The 20,228-nt window shown below is 37.6% G+C and carries 18 protein-coding genes and 1 tRNA gene; 2 read left to right on the top strand and 17 right to left on the bottom strand.

Annotated elements, in window-relative coordinates:
• Positions 1-77: 77 nt before the first annotated feature.
• Positions 78-149 (top strand) — tRNA-Glu (locus BUA76_RS05985).
• A 125-nt stretch (positions 150-274) separates the two neighbouring features.
• Here BUA76_RS05985 and BUA76_RS05980 read toward each other — a convergent pair.
• The 10 genes from BUA76_RS05980 to BUA76_RS05935 all read right to left on the bottom strand — a co-directional run bounded on the left by BUA76_RS05980 (position 275) and on the right by BUA76_RS05935 (position 8,783).
• Positions 275-1,216 carry a transporter gene (locus tag BUA76_RS05980; protein WP_072883894.1) on the bottom strand — a complete coding sequence of 314 codons (942 nt, stop codon included), beginning with the start codon at positions 1,214-1,216 and terminating at the stop codon, positions 275-277.
• Positions 1,217-1,223: 7 nt separating this feature from the next.
• A complete protein-coding gene (locus tag BUA76_RS05975; RefSeq protein ID WP_083573174.1) occupies positions 1,224-2,300 on the bottom strand; it encodes a cytochrome-c peroxidase in 1,077 nt (358 codons plus the stop codon).
• On the bottom strand, positions 2,293-3,120 hold the full coding sequence (locus BUA76_RS05970) for an MbnP family protein (protein WP_072884022.1): 828 nt from the start codon (positions 3,118-3,120) through the stop codon (positions 2,293-2,295). The genes BUA76_RS05975 and BUA76_RS05970 overlap by 8 nt, the downstream gene beginning before the upstream one ends.
• Positions 3,121-3,302: 182 nt before the next feature.
• A complete protein-coding gene (locus BUA76_RS05965) occupies positions 3,303-3,671 on the bottom strand; it encodes a hypothetical protein (protein ID WP_083573173.1) in 369 nt (122 codons plus the stop codon).
• 4 nt (positions 3,672-3,675) lie between these two features.
• Positions 3,676-4,350, bottom strand: coding sequence for a superoxide dismutase (locus BUA76_RS05960; RefSeq protein WP_072883892.1), 675 nt, complete (start codon positions 4,348-4,350; stop codon positions 3,676-3,678).
• 120 nt (positions 4,351-4,470) lie between these two features.
• Positions 4,471-5,151 carry an SCO family protein gene (locus BUA76_RS05955; RefSeq protein ID WP_178337308.1) on the bottom strand — a complete coding sequence of 227 codons (681 nt, stop codon included), beginning with the start codon at positions 5,149-5,151 and terminating at the stop codon, positions 4,471-4,473.
• Positions 5,138-5,413 carry a YHS domain-containing protein gene (locus tag BUA76_RS05950; RefSeq protein ID WP_072883891.1) on the bottom strand — a complete coding sequence of 92 codons (276 nt, stop codon included), beginning with the start codon at positions 5,411-5,413 and terminating at the stop codon, positions 5,138-5,140. The genes BUA76_RS05955 and BUA76_RS05950 overlap by 14 nt, the downstream gene beginning before the upstream one ends.
• Before the next feature lie 229 nt (positions 5,414-5,642).
• The gene (locus tag BUA76_RS05945) at positions 5,643-6,005 is read right to left on the bottom strand and encodes a hypothetical protein (protein WP_072883890.1); all 363 of its coding nucleotides are present in this window, start codon (positions 6,003-6,005) and stop codon (positions 5,643-5,645) included.
• Positions 6,006-6,371: 366 nt separating this feature from the next.
• Entirely contained in the window at positions 6,372-8,321 is a 1,950-nt protein-coding gene (locus BUA76_RS05940) for a heavy metal translocating P-type ATPase (RefSeq protein WP_072883889.1), read from the bottom strand.
• Between the two features lie 42 nt (positions 8,322-8,363).
• Positions 8,364-8,783 (bottom strand): Fur family transcriptional regulator, encoded by a 420-nt coding sequence (locus tag BUA76_RS05935; protein ID WP_072883888.1) that lies wholly within the window; start codon positions 8,781-8,783, stop codon positions 8,364-8,366.
• 188 nt (positions 8,784-8,971) lie between these two features.
• Between BUA76_RS05935 and BUA76_RS05930 the strand changes: the two genes are divergently transcribed.
• Positions 8,972-9,379, top strand: coding sequence for a type II 3-dehydroquinate dehydratase (locus BUA76_RS05930; RefSeq protein ID WP_072883887.1), 408 nt, complete (start codon positions 8,972-8,974; stop codon positions 9,377-9,379).
• A 133-nt stretch (positions 9,380-9,512) separates the two neighbouring features.
• Here the strand turns inward: BUA76_RS05930 and pckA are convergent, their stop codons facing one another.
• The 7 genes from pckA to BUA76_RS05895 all read right to left on the bottom strand — a co-directional run bounded on the left by pckA (position 9,513) and on the right by BUA76_RS05895 (position 20,220).
• Positions 9,513-11,132: a phosphoenolpyruvate carboxykinase (ATP) gene (gene pckA, locus BUA76_RS05925; protein ID WP_072883886.1), complete on the bottom strand. Its 1,620-nt coding sequence runs from the start codon at positions 11,130-11,132 to the stop codon at positions 9,513-9,515.
• 127 nt (positions 11,133-11,259) lie between these two features.
• Entirely contained in the window at positions 11,260-12,165 is a 906-nt protein-coding gene (locus tag BUA76_RS05920) for a GYDIA family GHMP kinase (protein ID WP_072883885.1), read from the bottom strand.
• An 11-nt stretch (positions 12,166-12,176) separates the two neighbouring features.
• Positions 12,177-13,052, bottom strand: a complete 876-nt coding sequence (gene fabD / locus BUA76_RS05915) for an ACP S-malonyltransferase (protein ID WP_072883884.1) — start codon at positions 13,050-13,052, stop codon at positions 12,177-12,179.
• Between the two features lie 70 nt (positions 13,053-13,122).
• Positions 13,123-15,060 carry a LysM peptidoglycan-binding domain-containing protein gene (locus BUA76_RS05910; RefSeq protein ID WP_072883883.1) on the bottom strand — a complete coding sequence of 646 codons (1,938 nt, stop codon included), beginning with the start codon at positions 15,058-15,060 and terminating at the stop codon, positions 13,123-13,125.
• Positions 15,061-15,097: 37 nt separating this feature from the next.
• Positions 15,098-16,684, bottom strand: coding sequence for a bacillithiol biosynthesis cysteine-adding enzyme BshC (bshC, locus tag BUA76_RS05905; RefSeq protein ID WP_072883882.1), 1,587 nt, complete (start codon positions 16,682-16,684; stop codon positions 15,098-15,100).
• 12 nt (positions 16,685-16,696) lie between these two features.
• The gene (locus BUA76_RS05900; RefSeq protein ID WP_072883881.1) at positions 16,697-18,634 is read right to left on the bottom strand and encodes a putative porin; all 1,938 of its coding nucleotides are present in this window, start codon (positions 18,632-18,634) and stop codon (positions 16,697-16,699) included.
• A 122-nt stretch (positions 18,635-18,756) separates the two neighbouring features.
• Positions 18,757-20,220, bottom strand: coding sequence for a RagB/SusD family nutrient uptake outer membrane protein (locus BUA76_RS05895; RefSeq protein WP_072883880.1), 1,464 nt, complete (start codon positions 20,218-20,220; stop codon positions 18,757-18,759).
• Positions 20,221-20,228 lie beyond the last annotated feature (8 nt).

Genomic DNA, 20,228 nt, shown 5'->3' with positions numbered 1-20,228 from the left:
ACTCTAACCTGGTAATTAATAAGAGTTGAAACTTATAAAAACAAAAACTAACATACTGGTAACAGTAGAAGATAGCTGGCCCGTTCGTCTATCGGTTAGGACCTCAGATTTTCATTCTGGTAAGAGGGGTTCGATTCCCCTACGGGCTACTTTAAAAGAGATTCGGTTTTGAGTCTCTTTTTTTATTTACTTGATAACCGGTTTTATTTATTGAGTTACGATATAATAAAACCTTCACCATGCGATGAAGGTTTTATGTAAATTAATATTTTAATTAAATTCCAAAATTCACAAAAATACTGAACCGTGATCTGGCTTCGATGTCTCCTCCGGCAAGATTCGTATAAGCAGGAAGCATTACTTCACTTCCCAAACTGAATCTTTTATAAGAAGCTTCAAAACCAAGCTTTCCGTACAAAGCACTTCCTGCGGTTTTGGGCATTACTTCTCCAAACTGCCTGTTCCAGTTGTAAACTTCACCCTGCATTCCGAATTTCCCGGAAAGAATGCTGTTTTCGTTTTTCCAGAACCTGTAAAAACCTGCTGCCGCATAATTCCACTGGTTTCCGAAACGGTAATGCTTTTTGTTTTCAGTTTTCAAAGTATAATCTGTGTTCAGCAGCACCGCCAGTTTATCTTTCTGAAATTTATAATTCAAAACCATTTGATAATCCCAGCTTCCTGTTCCGAGCTGAAAACTCGGATTTACTCCGGTGATTCCTTTTTCATCGAATTTTCCGATCGGGATCTTCACTCCGAAACCACCGTTCAGTTGGTGAGAAGAACCTTTGGAATCGATGATTTGGTAGATTCCCATCACATTCGCATCCCCGATTCCTTCAATCCTGATATCTCCCTGTAACGTTTTCTTGGTGTGGAACTGAAACGGAATATTGGCATACACACTTACATTTTTAGTAACCGGAATTTTTCCCCAAAGCTGAACCGTATTGAAATACTGATCCTGAGTAAGATCCCTGACAAATAAGTTTTCTTTCGCTCTGTAATGCTGTGCAAAATATTTAACGCCGATAAACTGAGGATTCAGTAAAGATTCAAAACCGGAAGAACCGTTTCCTGCGGCGCAGCCACAAGCGTCACAATCATCAAAGAACATTGGAGTGATTTCTTTAGTAATAAATAAACTGTCATGGATTTCTCTTGCCTGACTACAAAAACACCCTGCTAAACCCAATGCTAAAAATATCTTCTTCATAACTTTATTATTCTGCAAATTTTGGGTTGGTTATAAAAGTTTTATCGCTTAGCGTTTTCAGAAATGCGATGATATTCTGTTTTTCCGAGGTTGTCATTGGAATTCCGAGGTGTCCGTTTTGTTTTAGCAACGGATCCAGATTGTGTTGGTTTTCTACATTTTCAGAATAAAAATTCATCACCGCTTCTAAGCTGTAAAATCTTCCATCGTGCATATACGGTGCAGTATATTCTATATTTCTTAAACTTGGAACCCGGAATTTCATATTGTCATTCCAATCCAGCGTTACCCGGTATCTTCCTCTGTCGTCCAACTGCGGATTGTAATACATTCCCGTGTTTCGGTAGCTTTCATCAGTAAATAAGTCTCCCGAATGACAAGATGCACATTTATTCTGAAACAGAGCCATTCCCTGATTTTCTTCCGCAGTGAAAACAGCATTTCCTTTTTTCATCCGGTCATATTTTGAATCCGCGGAAACCATGGTGGCCATAAACTGGGAAATGGCTTTGAGAATTCTTTCCCCGGTAATGTTTTCGTCGCCGAATGCTGCTTTAAACATTTTCTTATAATTTGTATCTGTCTTCAGTTTCCCTACCGCTTCAGGAAGAGAGCTGTCCATCTCAAAATCGGTTGTAATAGGAACCAAGGATCTTTCGTCCAAATTGTGGCTGACCCCGTCCCAAGTATAATTTTTAAGAAACGCCATATTCTGTATCGGCGGTGCGTTACGCATTCCCAACCGGTCATCAATTCCATGACTTACGGTATGACCGTGATGGGTAAAAGCAAATTCCTGAATGTGACAAAATCCGCATGAAATGGTATTATTTCTCGATAATTTTCCTTCATAGAAAAGTTTTTTCCCCAATGCCACTCCATTTACAGTAATGGGGTTTCCTGTACTATCAAAAGTTATTTCCGGAAATCCGGATGGTTTGTCAAGACGATATGCTTCATCTCTGGGCAAAGGTTCAATAACCTCATCGTCGGTGCATGACACTATTACAACAGCAGCAAAAAACAGGAAAATCCATAGAAAGTAGAATTGCCCTCTTTTGGATTGTAGGAAAAAATTAATCATTGTGAACGTGATCTACTTTAAACATTTGTGAAATATTGTTCGTCACATTCACCAGATGCGGGCTCGACCCCATTGCCATATCGTTGGAACTGTCCAATGTTAAAGCAGTTTGTCCGCTCAGATATTGGTTAAAATCTGCCAGAATATGAACGGATGGGGTAATTTCTTTTGAAACTCTCGCCGTTGTAGGAAAATCAAGGGTAATTTCCCGGTACAGATCCGGAGTATTGTTGGCTGAAGTATTGCCCATATTTCCGCAGTGATTCATGAATTCTGTTGTGGCTGAAGACGTTCCGTATCTGCCTTCCAACTTTATAAAGATATATCCGGCAGCCCAGGACCAGGCCATTCCTGCGGTTTTTGCTTTCTGCCAGAAAATTCCCTGCCCGTTCTGTCCCAAAAGATAAGCTGACTGACTGATTCCTAAACCGATTCTTACTTTTTTGTAATTGTTTTTAGGAATTTCTTTCAGGTTGATGTAATTAATTCCGGCAACGGCTTCTGCCTGATCTACGATGTAAGCACCTTTATCCGGGTCGTTGTAATGGTATTTGAACTCTCTTCCGTTTTCATCAATTAAAGTGATGTTGCTGATTACATATTTCAGGGTGGAAAACTGATGTTTTTGTCCGTTAACGGAAGTTTGTGTGATTTGGTTCAGCACAATGTCTCCCAAATTATTGAATCCGTTTTCGAATTTTAGCTGAAGGTTTCCGGGAATGGAATCTGTAGCTTCATCATCGTCGCTGGTTCCGCATGATGAAAGGGTGAATAAAGTAAATGCAATAAAGAATAATGATAAAAATTTATAAATTTTCATTGTTGATTTTTTAGTGATAAATATATTGATGTGCCCCATCGCGATAGGGATGGAAGCGGTTATCCTTTTTTTTGGATTCTGACGTAAGGAAGAATCTAAAAAAAAGATATGAGCGGACAGCCCGACCCGTGCAGCCGGAAAAGCCAGGGAAAGGGGATCGCCCAAAATGATAAAATGATGCACTAAAAAACCGGTGGTCTGAAAATAGATTTTAAAAACAGAAAGGAATACGCGGTTTCGTACAGAAAATGAGCGTTTGAAAAGAATACGTTTTCTGTTGTATGGATTTTGGTGATTTCAGGGAGTACGTATATATCAAGAAGTTTCTGTCCTGAATTTTTTGTTTTGTTTAAAGGGGAAGAATCCGTGTCATTGGTTTTGGCAATTTCTTTACTCAGGTAACATTTTCCGTTACAGTGAATTTCGGGATTGCTTTTGTTGACACACAATACTTCGGAGATGTAATCATAATTTACAGCATATTCCACCAATGGCACCAGAGGTCTGAATACCACAAATAAGGTGAGAAATATGCTGCAAATTAAGTTCATTGGATTATTTTTTGCTGATGGCTTCTTCGTATCTTCTGCTGATTTCTTTCCAGTTGGTTACATTCCAGATCGCCGTTAAATAATCTGCTCTTTTATTCTGATATTTCAGATAATACGCGTGTTCCCAGACATCGATCCCGAAAATAGGCGTTCCTTTTTCTTCTACCACATCCATTAAAGGATTATCCTGATTGGGTGTTGAAGAAACAAATAATTTTCCGCTCTTATCCACAGAAAGCCATGCCCATCCTGATCCGAAACGGTTGGCTCCGGCTTTTGCCATCTTTGCTTTAAAAGCATCCATGCTTCCAAAAGCATCATTAATTGCTTTTGTCAGTTTTGCTGAAGGTTGTGTGTTTTTTTCAGGTGTTAAAACAGTCCAGAACAATTCATGGTTGTAATGACCTCCTGCATTATTTCTTACAGCAGCCGGTAATTTTGAAGCATTGGACATGATCTCGAATAAGGTCTGTTTTTCCTGAGGCGTTCCTGCAATTGCCTTATTCAAATTCGCAACATACGCTGCCGCATGCTTGGAATAGTGGATTTCCATGGTCTGCGCATCGATGTTTCCTTCCAACGCATTGTAAGCATACGGAAGTGGAGTCTGTTTAAACTGAGCTATCGCAAACTGCGCCGCAAATACTGCACTTAAAGCAGCAATTTTCATAATTTTCATACTTTTTTATTTTATGTGGTTTTTATTTTGGCTGGGAGATGGGTGATGGAAGGTTGAAGTTCTTTTACATGCTGCATAAAACCTCCAGCCTCTAACTTCCATCTTCCATCTTCCAAACCTCTATTTCAACAATTTTTTAATATCTTCGATTAATATTTCTCTGTCGGGATGGTATTTCCCATTGAGTTTGGGTATTTTTCCTTCCGGATCTTCATAATTTAATCCTGAATAATATAAAATCGGTATGTTGTCTTTATTATATCGGCAACGGAGGTTTCCTTCTTTATCTACGAGGGCAATCATTCCGCTGTGGTTCAGGCTTTCGCTTTCGTCTTCTTTATCTCCGACATAAATATTGAACTGATCTGCCAGTTTCCCGATGTAATCTCTGTCTCCCGTAAGAAAATGCCAGTTCGGAGATTTTGCCCCGATTCTGTCGGCGTGCTCTTTCAAAGTTTGCGGCGTATCATTTTCAGGATCAATGCTTATGGAGATGATTCCGAAATCGGGACTGTTGATTTCATCTTCAATGGCTCTCATATTGGTATTCATAACCGGACAAATCGTAGGACATTTGCTGAAGAAAAATTCCACCAGATATACTTTACCCAACATATCCTTATTGGTGATTTTTTTATTATTCTGATCGGTCAGCTGAAAATCCGGAACCTTCATCACCGTATACAGATTTTTTTTGAAATAGCCCATTCCAACACCGATCCCCAGGAAAAGTAAAGCAAGAACCGCAATCGGAACAATTACTTTGCTTTTGGAGTTATGGGGCTTTTTATTTCTGGACATATTTCTCAGGGTTCTTTTTGAATTCATCTTTGCAATACGCACTGCAAAAACCGTACGTTTTATTTTTATACACTGCCGTATCCTTCATATCGGCTTCGGTGGGCATATTGCAGATCGGGTCTACCGCATTGGCAAATTTTACCGGTTTTGCATCAGCCTTTGCCGCGGTCTTTGCTTTTTTATGCTTTACTTTAGGCGTTTCCTGGGCACAGGCCATAAGGGAAACAGACAATAATGCCGTTAAAATAACTTTTGATTTCATTTTATTTAAATTGAAATTAATACTTGTATTAGAAAAAAAAGGTTGATTTTTAAACTAAATTTAATATTATAAAGAGCTTCTGAACCATTAAGAATATTGAAGGAGTTAAGTTTAATTAAGAAATCATACAGATTTGTAAGCCTTCAGCTTAAATGTAAGCGATTTCCTAACAGTCTTAAAACTAAATTAATTCTTAAGGGTTAAAGTGAATATAAATTTGTTTAACCGTTTATGCTAAAGGTGGATGGAATATTTTGGAAAAATATTCTGAAGTATGGAAATTAAGGTAATCCGATTCTGATTTTTTGTTTAAAACGTCAAACAGATTGTTATCTGAAAAGGAAAGAACTTCATGAGAAATAAAAACATCCAATCCTGAAATCTTTATCGTCTGATTGGTATTGGACTGCTTTTCCGTTTTTGCCATTTCTTTGGCGACATAACATTTTCCTTTACAGGTAGACTGAGGGATATTTCTGTTTTCACAAAGGTTTTTTACGATGTACTCATAATTAACGGCATAATTAATCAAAGGCAAAACAGGACGTAATGCAATCGTAAAAATGATAAATATGGAAATAAGAAACTTCAATGATATATTCTGTGTTACAAATATACTAATGAAATTTTGTATTTAGGATAGATTATGATGAAAGTCAGTTGTGGCAACTGTTAACTGTACGCTTTAGTTTCGCACAGATTTCTCAAATAATAATGCTTAGGATAAATAATTTAAAGCATTAAAAACCTACGGAAATTGTGAAAGCTATGGGAGTTTTTATATTCTTAAACACGGATTGCACTGATTTCCCAGATGAATAAAAATAGTTATTATGAAACTTAAAAGAATCTGTGTAATTTGTGAAAATCTGCGGGAAACTTTATCTCCCGCAGATTTTGCTGATAAAGCTGATTATTATTTGATCATGAAACCATCGATTTTCACAGATAATTATTTTTAGAATTTCATTCTCTGGATTCTTACCGCATTCAGAATAGCGAGTAAAGCGACTCCGACGTCGGCGAAAACGGCTTCCCACATGGTTGCCAAACCTCCTGCTCCGAGAATAAGAACAACTGCTTTAATGGAAAATGCCAGAATAATATTTTGCCACACGATTTTCTTTGTCTGTTTTCCAATGTTAATGGCCATCGGGATTTTACCCGGCATATCATCCTGGATAACGATATCCGCAGTTTCAATCGTCGCATCACTTCCCAATCCGCCCATCGCAATTCCGACATCGCTTAATGCGATAACGGGAGCATCATTTACGCCGTCGCCTACAAAAGCAACGGTTTCTTTCCTTGCTTTTATATCTTTGACTTTGTTGACTTTATCTTCCGGCAGCAGATCACCGTATGCATTAGCAATTCCTAACTGGTTTGCCACATGCATCACCACTGAAGCTTTATCACCACTGAGCATTGTCGTTTTTACATGCAGAGCTTTCAATTTGTTGACCGCCAACTGCGCATCAGCCTTTATCGTATCTGCAATCGTAAGGTATCCTGCAAACTTCTTATTATACGCTACTGCGATAAGCGTATACACGATGTTCTCACCATTGATATCATAGCTGATATTAAATGTATCCATCAGCTTCAGATTTCCGACCAGGAGTTGTTTCCCATTAACGGTAGCTTTCAGGCCATGTCCGGCAATTTCTTCTACGTTATCCAGCTGAAGAGAATGATCAACTTCTCCCACATATTCGTGGATAGCAGTTGCCACAGGGTGTGAACTTTTACTTTCTAATGCATTTACGAGATTTAAAATTTCCTTCTTATTAAATTCATCATTAAAGTGAATTTCCTGAACTTTAAAAACACCTTCCGTTAACGTTCCGGTTTTGTCCATTACCACATGCTGAATATTGGCCAGCAGATCGAGGAAATTACTTCCTTTAAATAAAATTCCGTTTCGGCTTCCGGCGCCGATTCCTCCGAAATATCCCAACGGAATGGAGATTACCAATGCACACGGACAGGAAATCACCAGGAATATCAGAGCTCTGTACAGCCAGTCCCTGAATTGATAACTTTCAACAAAAAAGTAAGGAAGAAAAGTAATTCCTATAGCAAGAAAGGCCACAATCGGGGTATAAATTCTGGCAAATTTGCGGATGAATAGTTCAGTCGGAGCTTTTTGAGCCGTCGCATGTTGCACCAGTTCAAGAATTTTACTCAGCTTGCTATCTTTGTAAGCGGCGGTAACTTTTACCTGGCTTATGGTGTTCAGATTAATCATTCCTGCCCATACAGGATCTCCTTTCATTTTCGTATCAGGCTTGCTTTCTCCCGTTAAAGCAGCCGTATTGAACGATGCTGTTTCAGAGAGCAGTTCGCCATCCAAACCCAATTTTTCTCCGGATTTTAGCTGAATGATTTCCCCGATGTTTACTTTTTCTGCTTTTACCGTCTCCGGCTTTCCATTTTTTAAAACCGCAACTTCATCAGGTCTTTGATCCAGCAACAACTTAATATTGGTTTTTGCTTTGGTTACGGCCATACCCTGAAAGACTTCACCAATGGAATAAAAAAGCATTACCGCAACTCCTTCCGGATATTCTCCTATCGCAAAAGCGCCGACAGTGGCGATTTCCATTAAGAAAAACTCAGAAAACACATCGCCGTTTTTTATGCTTTCGAACGCTTCTTTCAAAACCGGAAGACCAACAGGAATATAAGCGATGAAGTACCAAACCAGGCGAATCCAGCCGGTAAACCATTCAGCTTTAATGAAATTTGCTATAACAATTCCTATTAATAATAATCCAAAAGAGATGATTGCAGGAAGAAACATCCGGAATAAAGACTGATCTCCGGTCTTATGAGAATGATCGTGATTGTGACCTTCATGGCGTTGGTATTCTTTTTTAGGCTTTGCGCTGCAGCATTCTTCCATAACTAATTTTTTTTCAAAAATACAGACAAAACCAGTGCAACACTATTGCAAACTTTCCATGCAGCCCTCACAGATTCCTTTGGCAAACAGCCTTATTTCATCGATCCTGAAATTGGTTTGAAGATTTTCAGGAAAAGAAATATCTTCTTTGCAGGTGGTCTGTTTACAGATTTTACAGTAGAAGTGAAGATGCCAGTCTTTGTGTGTATTTTCGTTACATCCGTCGTGACAGAGTTTATATTTGGTAGTGGTATTTTCCTGAATGCTGTGGACAATTCCTTTTTCTTCGAATGTTTTCAATGTTCTGTAAATGGTGGTGCGATCTGCGCTTTCAAAATAATTTTCAATTTCAGATAATGATAAAGCAGCCTCCTGAGAACTCAAAAAATCATACACCAGGATTCTCATGCTGGTAGGCTTTGTGTTTTTGTCTATCAATTTGTTTTCGATATCTTTTCTCATGGTGCTGAATCATTTTATCTATAGCCTGTAATGGACGTCATTTACAGAATTGATTATCAAAGTTAATGGTTTTAAAATAGATAATAGGATCATTTTGTATGTCTTTCCCTGCAAATGGTATTAGATATTTTGTTAAAAAAATAAGCTCAGTTATCAGATCTTACTGTAAAAACCTTTAATTTTATAACATGAAAGTTTTAATTGTCAATGGCCCGAACCTGAATTTGTTGGGAACCCGTGAACCCGAAATTTACGGAACCACAACTATGGATGTTTTTTTGGAAAAATTAAGGTCAGAATTTACAGCTTACGAAATAGAATATTACCAGTCGAATATTGAAGGAGAACTTATCAACAGGCTTCAGGAAGATGATTTTGATGCATTGGTGATTAATCCGGGAGCTTTTACGCATTATTCTTATGCGATTGCGGATTGCTTAAAAAATATTCAGCAGCCCAAAGTGGAAGTCCACATCAGCAATATTTATAAAAGGGAAGAATTCCGGCAAAAATCTGTAACAGCCGCTAATACCGATGCGGTACTGTCAGGTTTCGGAATGGACGGATATAGACTGGCCATTTTAAGTTTAAAATGATTAAAAAAATGAAGATGCGTTGACAGGCTCAGCATGACATACTCTGATACTAAATGTGTTATTTAATATGAGTTTTAACGCCTAAGTATTTACAAATAAAAAAATCCTCATCGTTTGATGAGGATTTTTACATTTATTTAATTGTTTGTGTCTGCAACTGAGGACCTGAAGTGACTAATTTTTTAGCTTCTTCAGAATTGCAGTATTGTTCAAAGTTTTTGATGTATTTTGCAGCAAGATCTTTTGCTTTTTCTTCCCATTCTTCAACATTGCTGTAAGTATCTCTCGGGTCAAGGATTCCCTCGGAAACATTTGGCAATGATGTAGGCACTTCCAGGTTCATAATCGGGATTCTTGTCTTTGGAGCATCTTCGATGGAACCATCGATAATGGCATCAATAATTGCTCTTGTATCTTTTAGGGAGATTCTTTTTCCGGTTCCGTTCCATCCTGTGTTTACCAGATAAGCTTTAGCACCGTGTTCTTTCATTTTCCCGATGAGCGTTTTAGAATACATGGTAGGATGCAATGTTAAGAACGCTTCTCCGAATGCCGGTGAGAATGATGGTTCCGGTTCTGTAATTCCTCTTTCCGTCCCGGCTAATTTTGAGGTATACCCGCAAAGGAAATGGTACTGTGCCTGATCTTCATCCAATACTGAAACCGGAGGCAATACTCCAAACGCATCAGCAGAAAGATAAACGATTTTACTGGCATGTCCTGCTTTTGAAGGCAAAACAATCTTATTGATATGGTATATAGGATATGATACTCTTGTATTTTCCGTAATAGAATTATCCGTATAATCTGAAATACCGTTGTTCACCACTACATTCTCAAGAAGTGCATCTCTTTTAATAGCCGCAAAAATATCCGGTTCCTTTTCTTCAGAAAGGTCAATCACTTTTGCATAACAACCGCCTTCATAGTTGAAAACGCCATTGTTGTCCCAGCCGTGCTCATCATCTCCGATAAGGTATCTTTTCGGATCAGCAGATAACGTTGTTTTCCCTGTCCCTGAAAGTCCGAAGAAAAGGGCTACGTCTCCTTCTTCACCTACGTTTGCAGAGCAGTGCATAGAAGCCATTCCTTTTAACGGAAGATAGTAATTCATCATGGCAAACATTCCCTTTTTCATCTCGCCGCCATACCAGGTTCCTCCGATGATCTGAAGTTTTTCGGTAAGGTTAAACATGATAAAGTTTTCAGAATGTAACCCTTGCTCTTCCCAATTCGGGTTTGTTGTTTTCGATCCGTTGATTACCGTGAAATCCGGTTCTCCGAAGTTTTGCAGTTCATAATGAGAAGGACGGATGAACATATTCGTAACGAAATGCGCCTGCCAAGCTACTTCCATAATGAATCTCACTTTTAGCCTGGTATCTGTATTGGTACCGCAAAAAGCATCCACCACATAGACTTTTTTGGAGGTTGAAAGCTGATCGAGCACCAATTCTTTACAAGACTGGAAAATTTCCGGTGTTGTTGGCAGGTTTACTTTACCATCCCAGAAAATTGTATCTTTCGTAACATCATCCTGAACAATATATCTGTCTTTAGGTGAACGACCTGTGAAAATTCCTGTTTTTACTGATACTGCACCAGATTCCGTAAGCTCAGCTTTCTCAAAGCCCTGATTTTCAGGAGAAACTTCCGCCTGATACAATTCTTCGTAAGAAGGATTATAAACGACTTCATAGTTTCCTTTAATCCCTAATTTTTCTAAATCCTGGATGATTTTAGCGTTTTTCATTTTACTTATATTTTCTATTTCTTTTTTGGGTCTAACAAAATTAATATTAATTAATTGTTAAAAGTGGTTTAAATATAATGATATAAGTCAAAATAGCAAATAAAAAAACAAGTTTATAATTCACTGATTATAAATCAATTATATCCTTCCATTCTAAAATTGTGTTAAAATCTTTTCCCCAAAAATAGTCCTTAAAGCCATCAAATTTTGAGCTCATGACAAAATCTCCGCCCCATGCGCCCAAACTTTTAACAAAAACAGGACAATCTGCGAAAAAACGGGCCTTAACTGCAGGAATTTCAATAAAATTTGATATTTTTTGCTCATGAATCAACATTAGTTCAGAAAAATTTTCCAATTCTCTGCATAACAAAATTTTTCTTGTGAGATCCGAAAATTCATCAACCAATTTTTGGGACTTATTTTTCGACCTGTATAAATTGATTCCTTCCCGGCTGTCCTGCTTCTGATTTAGGTGAATAAATATCAGTTCATTTTTGAATGGTGGATTGAAATCTACCTTTTCATATTTTATCTCTGGTTTACTCTGATAAAGTACGGCAGATTTCTCTTTTGCTACCGCAATATCGTATCCGCTGCCACCGAGACTTATCGTATTTAAATAGAAGGGATCAATATCTGCCCATTCGGCAAGATTATTCATTAAGGTAGAACTGCTCCCCAATCCGTAATCTGCGGGAAACTGAAGATTGGTGGTAAGGTAATAGGTATAATTGCTTTTAAATTTAGTTTGGGAAAGCAACTGAACATTTTTTAGTGTTTTTAAAATGAATTTAGCGCTTGCGGGAATATTGGTTTCCACAATCTGCCAGCTTTTATAATCGATGACAGCTTTTAACCAATGTCTGTTCTGATGATATGCTTCCCAGAAAATAAGAGATTTTCCGTCTAGCTCTTCTTTAAAAGAAAACTCTTGTCCCAGCCTGGTAGGTACCGCTAAGACAAGAGCTCCGTCCATTGCGAAATATTCTGAAGTAAGCATCAGCTTTCCCGGTGAAAATATCTCGCCCATGATTGTAAATTTTAGATTGCAGACGCCGCGTCAACAGTACTGTCAATTTTTTTGATCAGTCCCTGTAACGTTTTTCCAGGTCCTACTTCCACGAAATTGGTAGCGCCGTCTTTAATCATATGCTGTACTGACTGTGTCCATTTTACAGGACCGGTAAGCTGTGCAATCAGATTTTTCTTAATTTCATCCGGATCAGAAACTGCTGTTGTGGTAATATTCTGGTACACCGGAATGGTGGCTTTTCTGAACTTAGTCTGCTCAATGGCAGCAGCAAGCCTTTCTTGTGCAGGCTGCATCAAAGGAGAGTGGAAAGCTCCGTTTACAGGCAATACCAGTGCTCTTTTTGCTCCTGCTTCTTTTAATTTTGCACATGCTTCTTCAACGGCTGCTGTTTCACCTGAGATCACCAACTGCCCAGGGCAATTGTAATTAGCAGGCACAACGATTCCGTTAATCTGGGAGCATATTTCTTCCACTTTTGCATCTTCAAGGCCAAGGATTGCAGCCATAGAACTCGGGTTGGCATCACAAGCTGCCTGCATGGCTTTTGCTCTTTCAGAAACCAGTTTCAGCCCGTCGTCAAAAGATAAAACACCATTGGCAACCAATGCAGAAAACTCTCCTAATGAATGCCCTGCAACCATTTCAGCTCCAAGACCGTTCACTGCTTTTAATGCAGCCACCGAATGTATAAAAATTGAGGGTTGGGTAACTTCGGTTTTCTTAAGATCATCATCCGTTCCGCTGAACATGATAGAAAGGATATCGAATCCTAAAATTTCGTTGGCAGATTCCATCAGATCTTTGATGTCTTTTCTAGAATCATACAATTCTTTTCCCATTCCTACGAACTGAGAACCCTGCCCGGGAAACACAAGTGCTTTCATCTATTAATTTAAATATTTTTGCAAATATAAATATAATGTTAATAATATTCTCCAGAAGTAATCAGATGATTTACGGAACCAGTCTGATGACACGATATCCCGTATTCACATAAGCTCCGTTTGCTTTTGATTTCACAAACTCAAATTTGGTAGCCAGCTGTGTCTGAACTTTATTTATTTGTTTAAAAATCTCTCCTTTTTTGTTTTCACGGGTCAGCATATCGTTAACGACGTCAAAACCGATGATGGCATATTTCGGAGGTGTCTTACAGTATTTACTTTTATAAGCGGCAAGAATTTCTTTTTCAAAACTTCCATCTGTATTGATTTTCCTGTCCATGAGATAAACCAGGTTGGCCTGAGCAAGATCATCTACTTTTTTCTCAAATGCCGGAACATAATGCATGCTGAACGCTTTTACGCCCTGAACTTCTTTAGACAATGCAATAACCCTGTTGGCAAAAGCTTCTCCTGTCGCATCGTTGTCACTTGCAAGAATGGCCATTACGGGAGCAGATTGTCCCGTCATCATATTCTGATCCAGCTGGATATCCGAAGCGGAGCTTACAATGGTAACGTTTGGATTTTTCAATATTTTTTCAAGTCCTGCTTTGATGTAATTGGCATTTTCCTTTTTAGCATCAGCAAGAATATATATCTTCTGATCAGAATAAGCCGCTTTTACTTCTTCTACAATTTTATCAGCATAGGTTTGATCGTTTGTTTCAACGATGATAAGATTGCTGTAACCGTATAATTCCGGAGAATTGGCAAAAGGCGCTACGATCGGGATTTTTTGGTTTTTTGTAAAATCAAGAACGTCCACCACATTCGATTTAAAGAACGGTCCGATGATGAGGTCGGTATTATCCGGGTTGATCTGGGTCAATGAATTCCTGAACGATGCTTCATTTCCGGAGTCCACAATTTTCACATCCAGTTTTTGTCCGTTTCTCGCATTTCTTTCAATGGCAAGTTTTGCTCCGGTAAGGAAATCCAGCGCCATTGTTCTGTATTGTGTTTCTCCGGTACTGTACCCGAAAGGTAACATTACAACAACACTTAATGCATCTCCATTTTTCTTTACATACGCAGGATCAAGCTTTTTGATTTTTAAAACCATTCCTGCTTTTAATCCTTTTGATAATTCCGGGTTTAATGCAATTAATTCATCAATAGAAATTCCGAACTTATTGACAATGGAAAATACCGTATCTCCCTGCTGAACAGTATAGGTAACATAATCATCAGCGGCAGTATTGTTATTTTTTGAAGAGCTTTCGTTTCCGGAATCTACTTTTGCTTTTGAAGTTTTTATTTCTTCAAAGACATCTGCACCGGATTCGTTTCCGTTTCCTGATTTTTTAACTGAAATTTTATCGCCAGGTTTAAGACCCCTTTCTTCAAGTCCCGGATTTAAGGCAAAAAGTTCTTCTCTGGTAAGATTGAATTGTTTTGAAATTTTGTAATAATTATCCTTCTGCTGAACAATATATTCTCCCTCGGAAGCTGTAACAGCAGGCATTTCCACTATCTTTTCCTCGGGTTTCGCCGTTGAAGCTGTCACTGAAGTTTGCTGGCCGGCTCCATATTTTTTAATACTTTCAAGAGGCAGAGTAATCTCATCACCGATCTTCATATGAGATTCAAGGTCGGGATTGAGTTTTCTGAGATCCGTTTCCGAAATCCTGTATTGCTTTGTAATTCCGTAAATGGTCTGTTTCGGTTGTAGGACAATTTTCCCCAGCTTCCCGCCAGCGGCAGGTTTTGTAGTAATATTCACTTTTGACGAAGATACCGCTTTATCGTTTTTAACCGTTAAAACTTCTCCGATTGCCAGTTTCCCGTCTTTTACAGAAGGATTAAGCTTCAGCAATTCGTCTACAGTAAGGCCGTATTTTTTAGCAATATTATAAGGAGTATCGCCTTTTACAACGGTGTGCGATTTCTGAGCAGACACCCCCAAAACCATACATAAACTGGACAGAATAAAAAACCTCTTTATCATATTGGATCATTATATTTACAAAAATACTTCTTTAAAATTAAATGGCAAGGATTATTAATTTAGACTCGTCAATTTGCATTTCTTCTAAACAAGTCTCAAGCCATGCGTTTCCGTGGTCTGCAAAAAAGACACTGAAATTGTATACTCTTTCCTGCCAGTTTTTAGAAGGATGCACATCCAGAAACAGATTTTCTAGCCTTTCAAGCATTTCTTTCTGTTTAATTTTTTCGGCATGGAGAAGTCTTTTTTTCATTCTTTTAAAAGATTTCATCTGCCGCACCTCTTCCGCTTTTATCATATTTCCGAAAGATTTTTCGGTGGTTTCCGCAACTGTTTTTAGTTCTGCAAACTGATGTGCTAACTGAAGTTCTTTTTCTTCCAGCAATCTTAAGATTTCATTATTATCTAAGATCTTATTATTGGTAATTACTGTAAAATTCTGAAAAAAATCTTCAATTTTTAATTGCAGATTTTCAATTTTTCCTAATGTTTTTTGGTTAAGAAATAACATGGAATTCCTTGGAATAAGAAGCGGGAAAGGCAGATTATTTTTTTTGAAATAATCTTTCAGTTCCAGCCAGTACATGATTTCAGCATTACCTCCGATATAAGCAAGATTGGGCAAAATCGTTTCCTGATAAACAGGGCGCATTAATGCATTCGGGCTGAATTTCTCCGGGTTACTTTCCAGTTTTTCCAGAATTCCTTCTTTTGTAAACGTTCTATTTTTATCAACAATAACATACTGATTCCCGTTAAAATCAATTCGGTCTCTGGTTTCCGTAAGATAAAATAGATTGATTTCACGTGGATTGACCTGAACTTTACCGTATTTTTCAGTTAAGAAATCTATTTTTCCTTTTGATTCTTTATACAAACTGAAATTCAAAAGTTCGTCTTTGAATGTTTCTTTCATTTGTGCTTTCAATTCCGTCGAGTCTCCGTCGAGGATCAGCAAGCCAAATTCTGAAAACAGTCGACTGACCAACATCTGAATAGCCTGAGTTAAAGTATTGCCTGCTTTATAGGCTTCCTTCAGCATTAAAATCAATTCGGTTCCGAAAACAAAATCTTTAAATTCTTTTTCAAATTCTGAAATGAAAAACGTATCACTTAAAGGAATTCTTCCTACCGCTCCGCCGGATTTTTCATTGATTTCGTAATAGTTATTTTCGGTTTTAAAATGATTGATTTCCGCAAAATCGTGATCTTCTGAAGCCATCCAGTATACCGGGACGAAATTGAACTCCGGAAAGTGATCTTTTAAATAAGAACAGGTTTTAATGGTCTGTAAAATTTTATACACAAAAAAAACCGGCCCCGAAAAAAGATTCAGCTGATGCCCTGTAGTAATGGTAAATGTATTTGTAAGCTTCAGATCTTCCAGATTTTGCTTTTGCTTTGGAGAAAGCGTAAGACCTGAAAGCTGTCTTTGCAACACTGCAACAAGAATTTCTCTTTGCTCTGAAGTGAAAGAGTTTTGTTTTTCCGGGATTTTCTTTTCAAAGTGTGGTAAAGAAAATGTATTCTCTTCAAAACCTTCAATGTTGTGATTTAAAAAATCCTTTATCAATTGCGGAATACTGACGATATCCTGAAAAGATATTTTTTTAATTGTTTTCAACCTGACTGAATTTTAGTTGAATAAATACCATACAATCCCGATATTCAACCTGAAATCATAGGTAGGATAACTTGGAAATGCATACGCTTTATTGTGTGAAATAACGGTTCCGATCTGTTGCCCTTCAATGAAGAAGAACATTTTTTTAATTTTCATATTAAAGTAAACATCCGCAATCGGCTGTCCACCAATTGAAAAAGAGTCTGTTCCCGGCAGAATATATTCATTAAGAATCGGGAAATATTCTCTGGACGCAAATTTTGAGAAATAATAGACTTTGATACCGGTTTGTATTTCGGCTGCATTTTTAAATGCTTTTGACTGGTAAAAGAAATTGGCACGTCCGATAAATCCCGGCAACGGCAGAAGATCTTTGTTCGTGAGTACATTCTGGAACTGTAATCTTGTATTCAAATGAAAATTTCGATAGCTGAAAGTGGCATCACCTCCAATCTGGGAAATATTCACGGAGTTTCCGCTTTGCTTAGGCATTGCTGCCATATCAAAATAGGTATAGTTTTCAATTCTGAAATAATTGGCAAACAATTCAGTTTTGAACCATTTCAGATTAAGGCTTCCGCCGGCTTCCATTACCGTCTGGTTTTTTGCATCCTGAAAATAGTAATTGAAATTATTATAAATTGAAGTATTCAGAAGATAATTGAATGAAGGATAAGCAGTCTGAAAATTCAGTTTCGCATTAACAAAGTAATCTTTTACCGGCTCGAATTTCAGATTGTTTGCTGTTCTCAGATAACTTCCAAACCGGCTTCCGTTGGAGAATTCCAAAAATGAATTGAGCTGAAATTTATTAAATAACCTGATCTGTAAATTTCCTACAGCCCCAATCCTGTTTTCTTTGATTTCCGTAGGAATTTCGAGCAAAGGCAGAACGACCTGGCTTGAACCTAACTTCAGCATTTGATACCGGACTCCCGCATCAAGCTTAAATTTTTCATTATCCCAAACCAAGCTTACGGTATTGCTGAAATTATCTGAATATTTTTTGGAAGACAAAGGAGCGTCTGCGACAAGCTGTTGTGGCGCTTCGTACCAAAATGCCTCCGGTGATTCCTGAGTATAGTAATATTTATTTCCCTGATGAGAAATGGTATGTCTTATTTTAAAAGGAATGTTGTCTGAATTAAAAGGGGCAAACTGATGCGTCAGATAATATCTGCGGTACGAAAACTGAGAACTGGAAGATGCCAGATTGACCTGCATATTCTGCCTGTTTCTGGAATCACTGTTGCCATTCTGGAAAAGGCTGTCTACTGCAATTCCCCCGTTTTCCTGGTTATTAACATTCTGATGGAGATAATGGGCAAACAATTCATAATTTCCGCTTTTGGATACATAGTGTCCGGTAAACAGAGTATTGTTATTGGAAGCGAGGGAATTCCTGTATACTCCCTGAGATCTCAATCCACTATATTCTAAAGAAAAATTAAATCGTTTTCCGATATTCTGGGTGTAGGTAGACCTTAGAGCCGCCCCGTTTTTCATGGCATTATGGTAAATGAATGTTGCCGTAGGAGTCTTTACATCGTAATAGTGAATATCATTAACACCGAGTATGCCATAGGATTTGTTGGTTGGCAAAAGTGACAGGTTTTGTTCAGCATTTAGCTCATAAGAGAGTGGGTTAAACCCCGCACCAATATTGGCAACCTGAACCCTCCCGAAGTTGTCCCTGTTGTTGTATTGCGAAAAGATATAGGTTTTGTCGAAAGTCATTACCGTATCAAATACTTTTTTCTCTGCAAATTGTGTCTGATATAAATAATCATTGATGGTAGGTTTAAAGATTTTTAAGGAATCTTTTGTTCCTGAATCAATGACCAGAGTATCTTCTCCGTTCTTAGGAAGCTGATTTGAATCGGTCTTATTTTTGACCTGAGCGTTTATAGTAAGGCTGAAGAAGAGTATGATTGAAAGTATATACTTCATGTGCTGATTTTTATACAAAAATGCAAGTGCAGATTTGGTAAGGCAAAAATAAGAAATAATGGGGAATAAAAAACCCGCACTTTAAGTACGGGTTAAAAAAGAATAATCGTATTAAATTGATATTAATAGCCGGGGTTTTGTTTCATATTAGGATTTAAGTTTATTTCAGATTGAGGAATTGGTAACTGCCATCTGTAATCTGATGATTGCAAAGTAACTATACTTGCTCCAGGACCAGTTCCAGTACCATCTACATTTGGTCCGAATGAAGATCTGTTAACAGGGAGTCCTAATCTCTTCAGTGTCCAAAATCTATCATTTTCGAAAGCAAGTTCTAATCTTCTTTCAGAATAAACAGCATCCAATAAAGCTGTTCCAGTTTCTGTTCCAGCAGTATATGGTAAATATCTTTGTTCTCTTAAAGTATTCAACAATTGCAATGCCCTTGTAGAATTTGGTGTGGATGACTTCATATATGCTTCTGCTGTATTTAAATATACTTCCGCTGTTCTTATAAATTTAACATTAACAACCTGAGCTGTAATAGATCCTGTTCTGGTTCTATATTTTATTACATGATTATAAGGCGTTCCTGCATAATTTGCTGTTAGAAGATATCCTGTCCTTCTTATATCAGCAATTCCAGTTGGTGAGTATTTTAGAAATAAATCATAATTAACATTATATTCAGATCTAATACCAGATGCATTTTGATTATAACATACACCAACTGTAGTATTATCTGTGTTTACGTTACCATTAAGTAAAGAGAGTAGCACTCCATCTGTACTGGCATCTGTCCAAATCCCAGCAAAATTTGTTCTTGCGCCAACAGATGAAGAGTTTGTTATAACAAATTCACCGTAAGTAATTGCGTTTGCATAATCTCCCATGTATAAATACACTCTGTTGAGAAGAGCTGCAACAGAAGTTTTATTAAATCTACCAATGCTGCCATTAGTTGTATTGATATTATTATAGGCGAATAACAAATCTGAAATTACTTTATTATAAGAATCTGTTACAGTGGCATCTCTAGTAGGTTTTTGAAAAGGATCAAATACTGTAACATATGGTATCCCCATAGAATTTGATGCACTACCATCTTGGGTGGGAATTTTGCTATAGGCTCTCAATACCTCAAAGTGCATAGCTCCTCTTATTGCTTTAGCTTCAGCCTCAATATTTTTCATAAAAGCCGTGTAAGGTATTTTGTTTAAATTATCAAGTACAAAGTTTGCTCTTGAAATTGCAAAATAAGAATCACTAAAGAGTGCAGTTGCACCGCCAGTGGTACCATTATAACTCCACTGATACTGATCGGTATTTGTTAATCTGCCTTGAGGATTTAGTATCAAATTATCTGCTAAAACATCAGCTAATATTAAGGCATTTCCATTATCGCCATCAAAAATATTTTTCATCGCATCATAAGCACCATCAGTAAGTGATCTGAATGATGCTTCTGACTGCGTTACAGAATTTGGATTATCCAAGTAATTTGGTTCTACATCAAAGTGTTCTTCACTACATGATACCAATAACAATAAACACGAAAAAGCACCTATTTTAAATATATTTTTCATTTTATAAT

This window comes from Chryseobacterium takakiae, assembly GCF_900129385.1.
Lineage (GTDB): Bacteria > Bacteroidota > Bacteroidia > Flavobacteriales > Weeksellaceae > Chryseobacterium > Chryseobacterium takakiae.
The sequence above is the reverse complement of the archived record's forward strand: the minus strand, read 5'-3'. Positions and strand labels throughout refer to the sequence as shown.

What these genes read in the sequence shown, in the direction of transcription:
- fabD (WP_072883884.1), bottom strand. Translation starts at nt 13,052, where the DNA reads ATGAAAGCACTTGTGTTTCCCGGGCAGGGTTCTCAGTTCGTAGGAATG.
- BUA76_RS05895 (WP_072883880.1), bottom strand. Translation starts at nt 20,220, where the DNA reads ATGAAAAATATATTTAAAATAGGTGCTTTTTCGTGTTTATTGTTATTG.
- BUA76_RS05960 (WP_072883892.1), bottom strand. Translation starts at nt 4,350, where the DNA reads ATGAAAATTATGAAAATTGCTGCTTTAAGTGCAGTATTTGCGGCGCAG.
- BUA76_RS05980 (WP_072883894.1), bottom strand. Translation starts at nt 1,216, where the DNA reads ATGAAGAAGATATTTTTAGCATTGGGTTTAGCAGGGTGTTTTTGTAGT.
- pckA (WP_072883886.1), bottom strand. Translation starts at nt 11,132, where the DNA reads ATGAAAAACGCTAAAATCATCCAGGATTTAGAAAAATTAGGGATTAAA.
- BUA76_RS05920 (WP_072883885.1), bottom strand. Translation starts at nt 12,165, where the DNA reads ATGGGCGAGATATTTTCACCGGGAAAGCTGATGCTTACTTCAGAATAT.
- BUA76_RS05930 (WP_072883887.1), top strand. Translation starts at nt 8,972, where the DNA reads ATGAAAGTTTTAATTGTCAATGGCCCGAACCTGAATTTGTTGGGAACC.
- BUA76_RS05955 (WP_178337308.1), bottom strand. Translation starts at nt 5,151, where the DNA reads ATGTCCAGAAATAAAAAGCCCCATAACTCCAAAAGCAAAGTAATTGTT.
- BUA76_RS05935 (WP_072883888.1), bottom strand. Translation starts at nt 8,783, where the DNA reads ATGAGAAAAGATATCGAAAACAAATTGATAGACAAAAACACAAAGCCT.
- BUA76_RS05940 (WP_072883889.1), bottom strand. Translation starts at nt 8,321, where the DNA reads ATGGAAGAATGCTGCAGCGCAAAGCCTAAAAAAGAATACCAACGCCAT.
- BUA76_RS05965 (WP_083573173.1), bottom strand. Translation starts at nt 3,671, where the DNA reads ATGAACTTAATTTGCAGCATATTTCTCACCTTATTTGTGGTATTCAGA.
- BUA76_RS05910 (WP_072883883.1), bottom strand. Translation starts at nt 15,060, where the DNA reads ATGATAAAGAGGTTTTTTATTCTGTCCAGTTTATGTATGGTTTTGGGG.
- BUA76_RS05970 (WP_072884022.1), bottom strand. Translation starts at nt 3,120, where the DNA reads ATGAAAATTTATAAATTTTTATCATTATTCTTTATTGCATTTACTTTA.
- BUA76_RS05975 (WP_083573174.1), bottom strand. Translation starts at nt 2,300, where the DNA reads ATGATTAATTTTTTCCTACAATCCAAAAGAGGGCAATTCTACTTTCTA.
- BUA76_RS05950 (WP_072883891.1), bottom strand. Translation starts at nt 5,413, where the DNA reads ATGAAATCAAAAGTTATTTTAACGGCATTATTGTCTGTTTCCCTTATG.
- BUA76_RS05900 (WP_072883881.1), bottom strand. Translation starts at nt 18,634, where the DNA reads ATGAAGTATATACTTTCAATCATACTCTTCTTCAGCCTTACTATAAAC.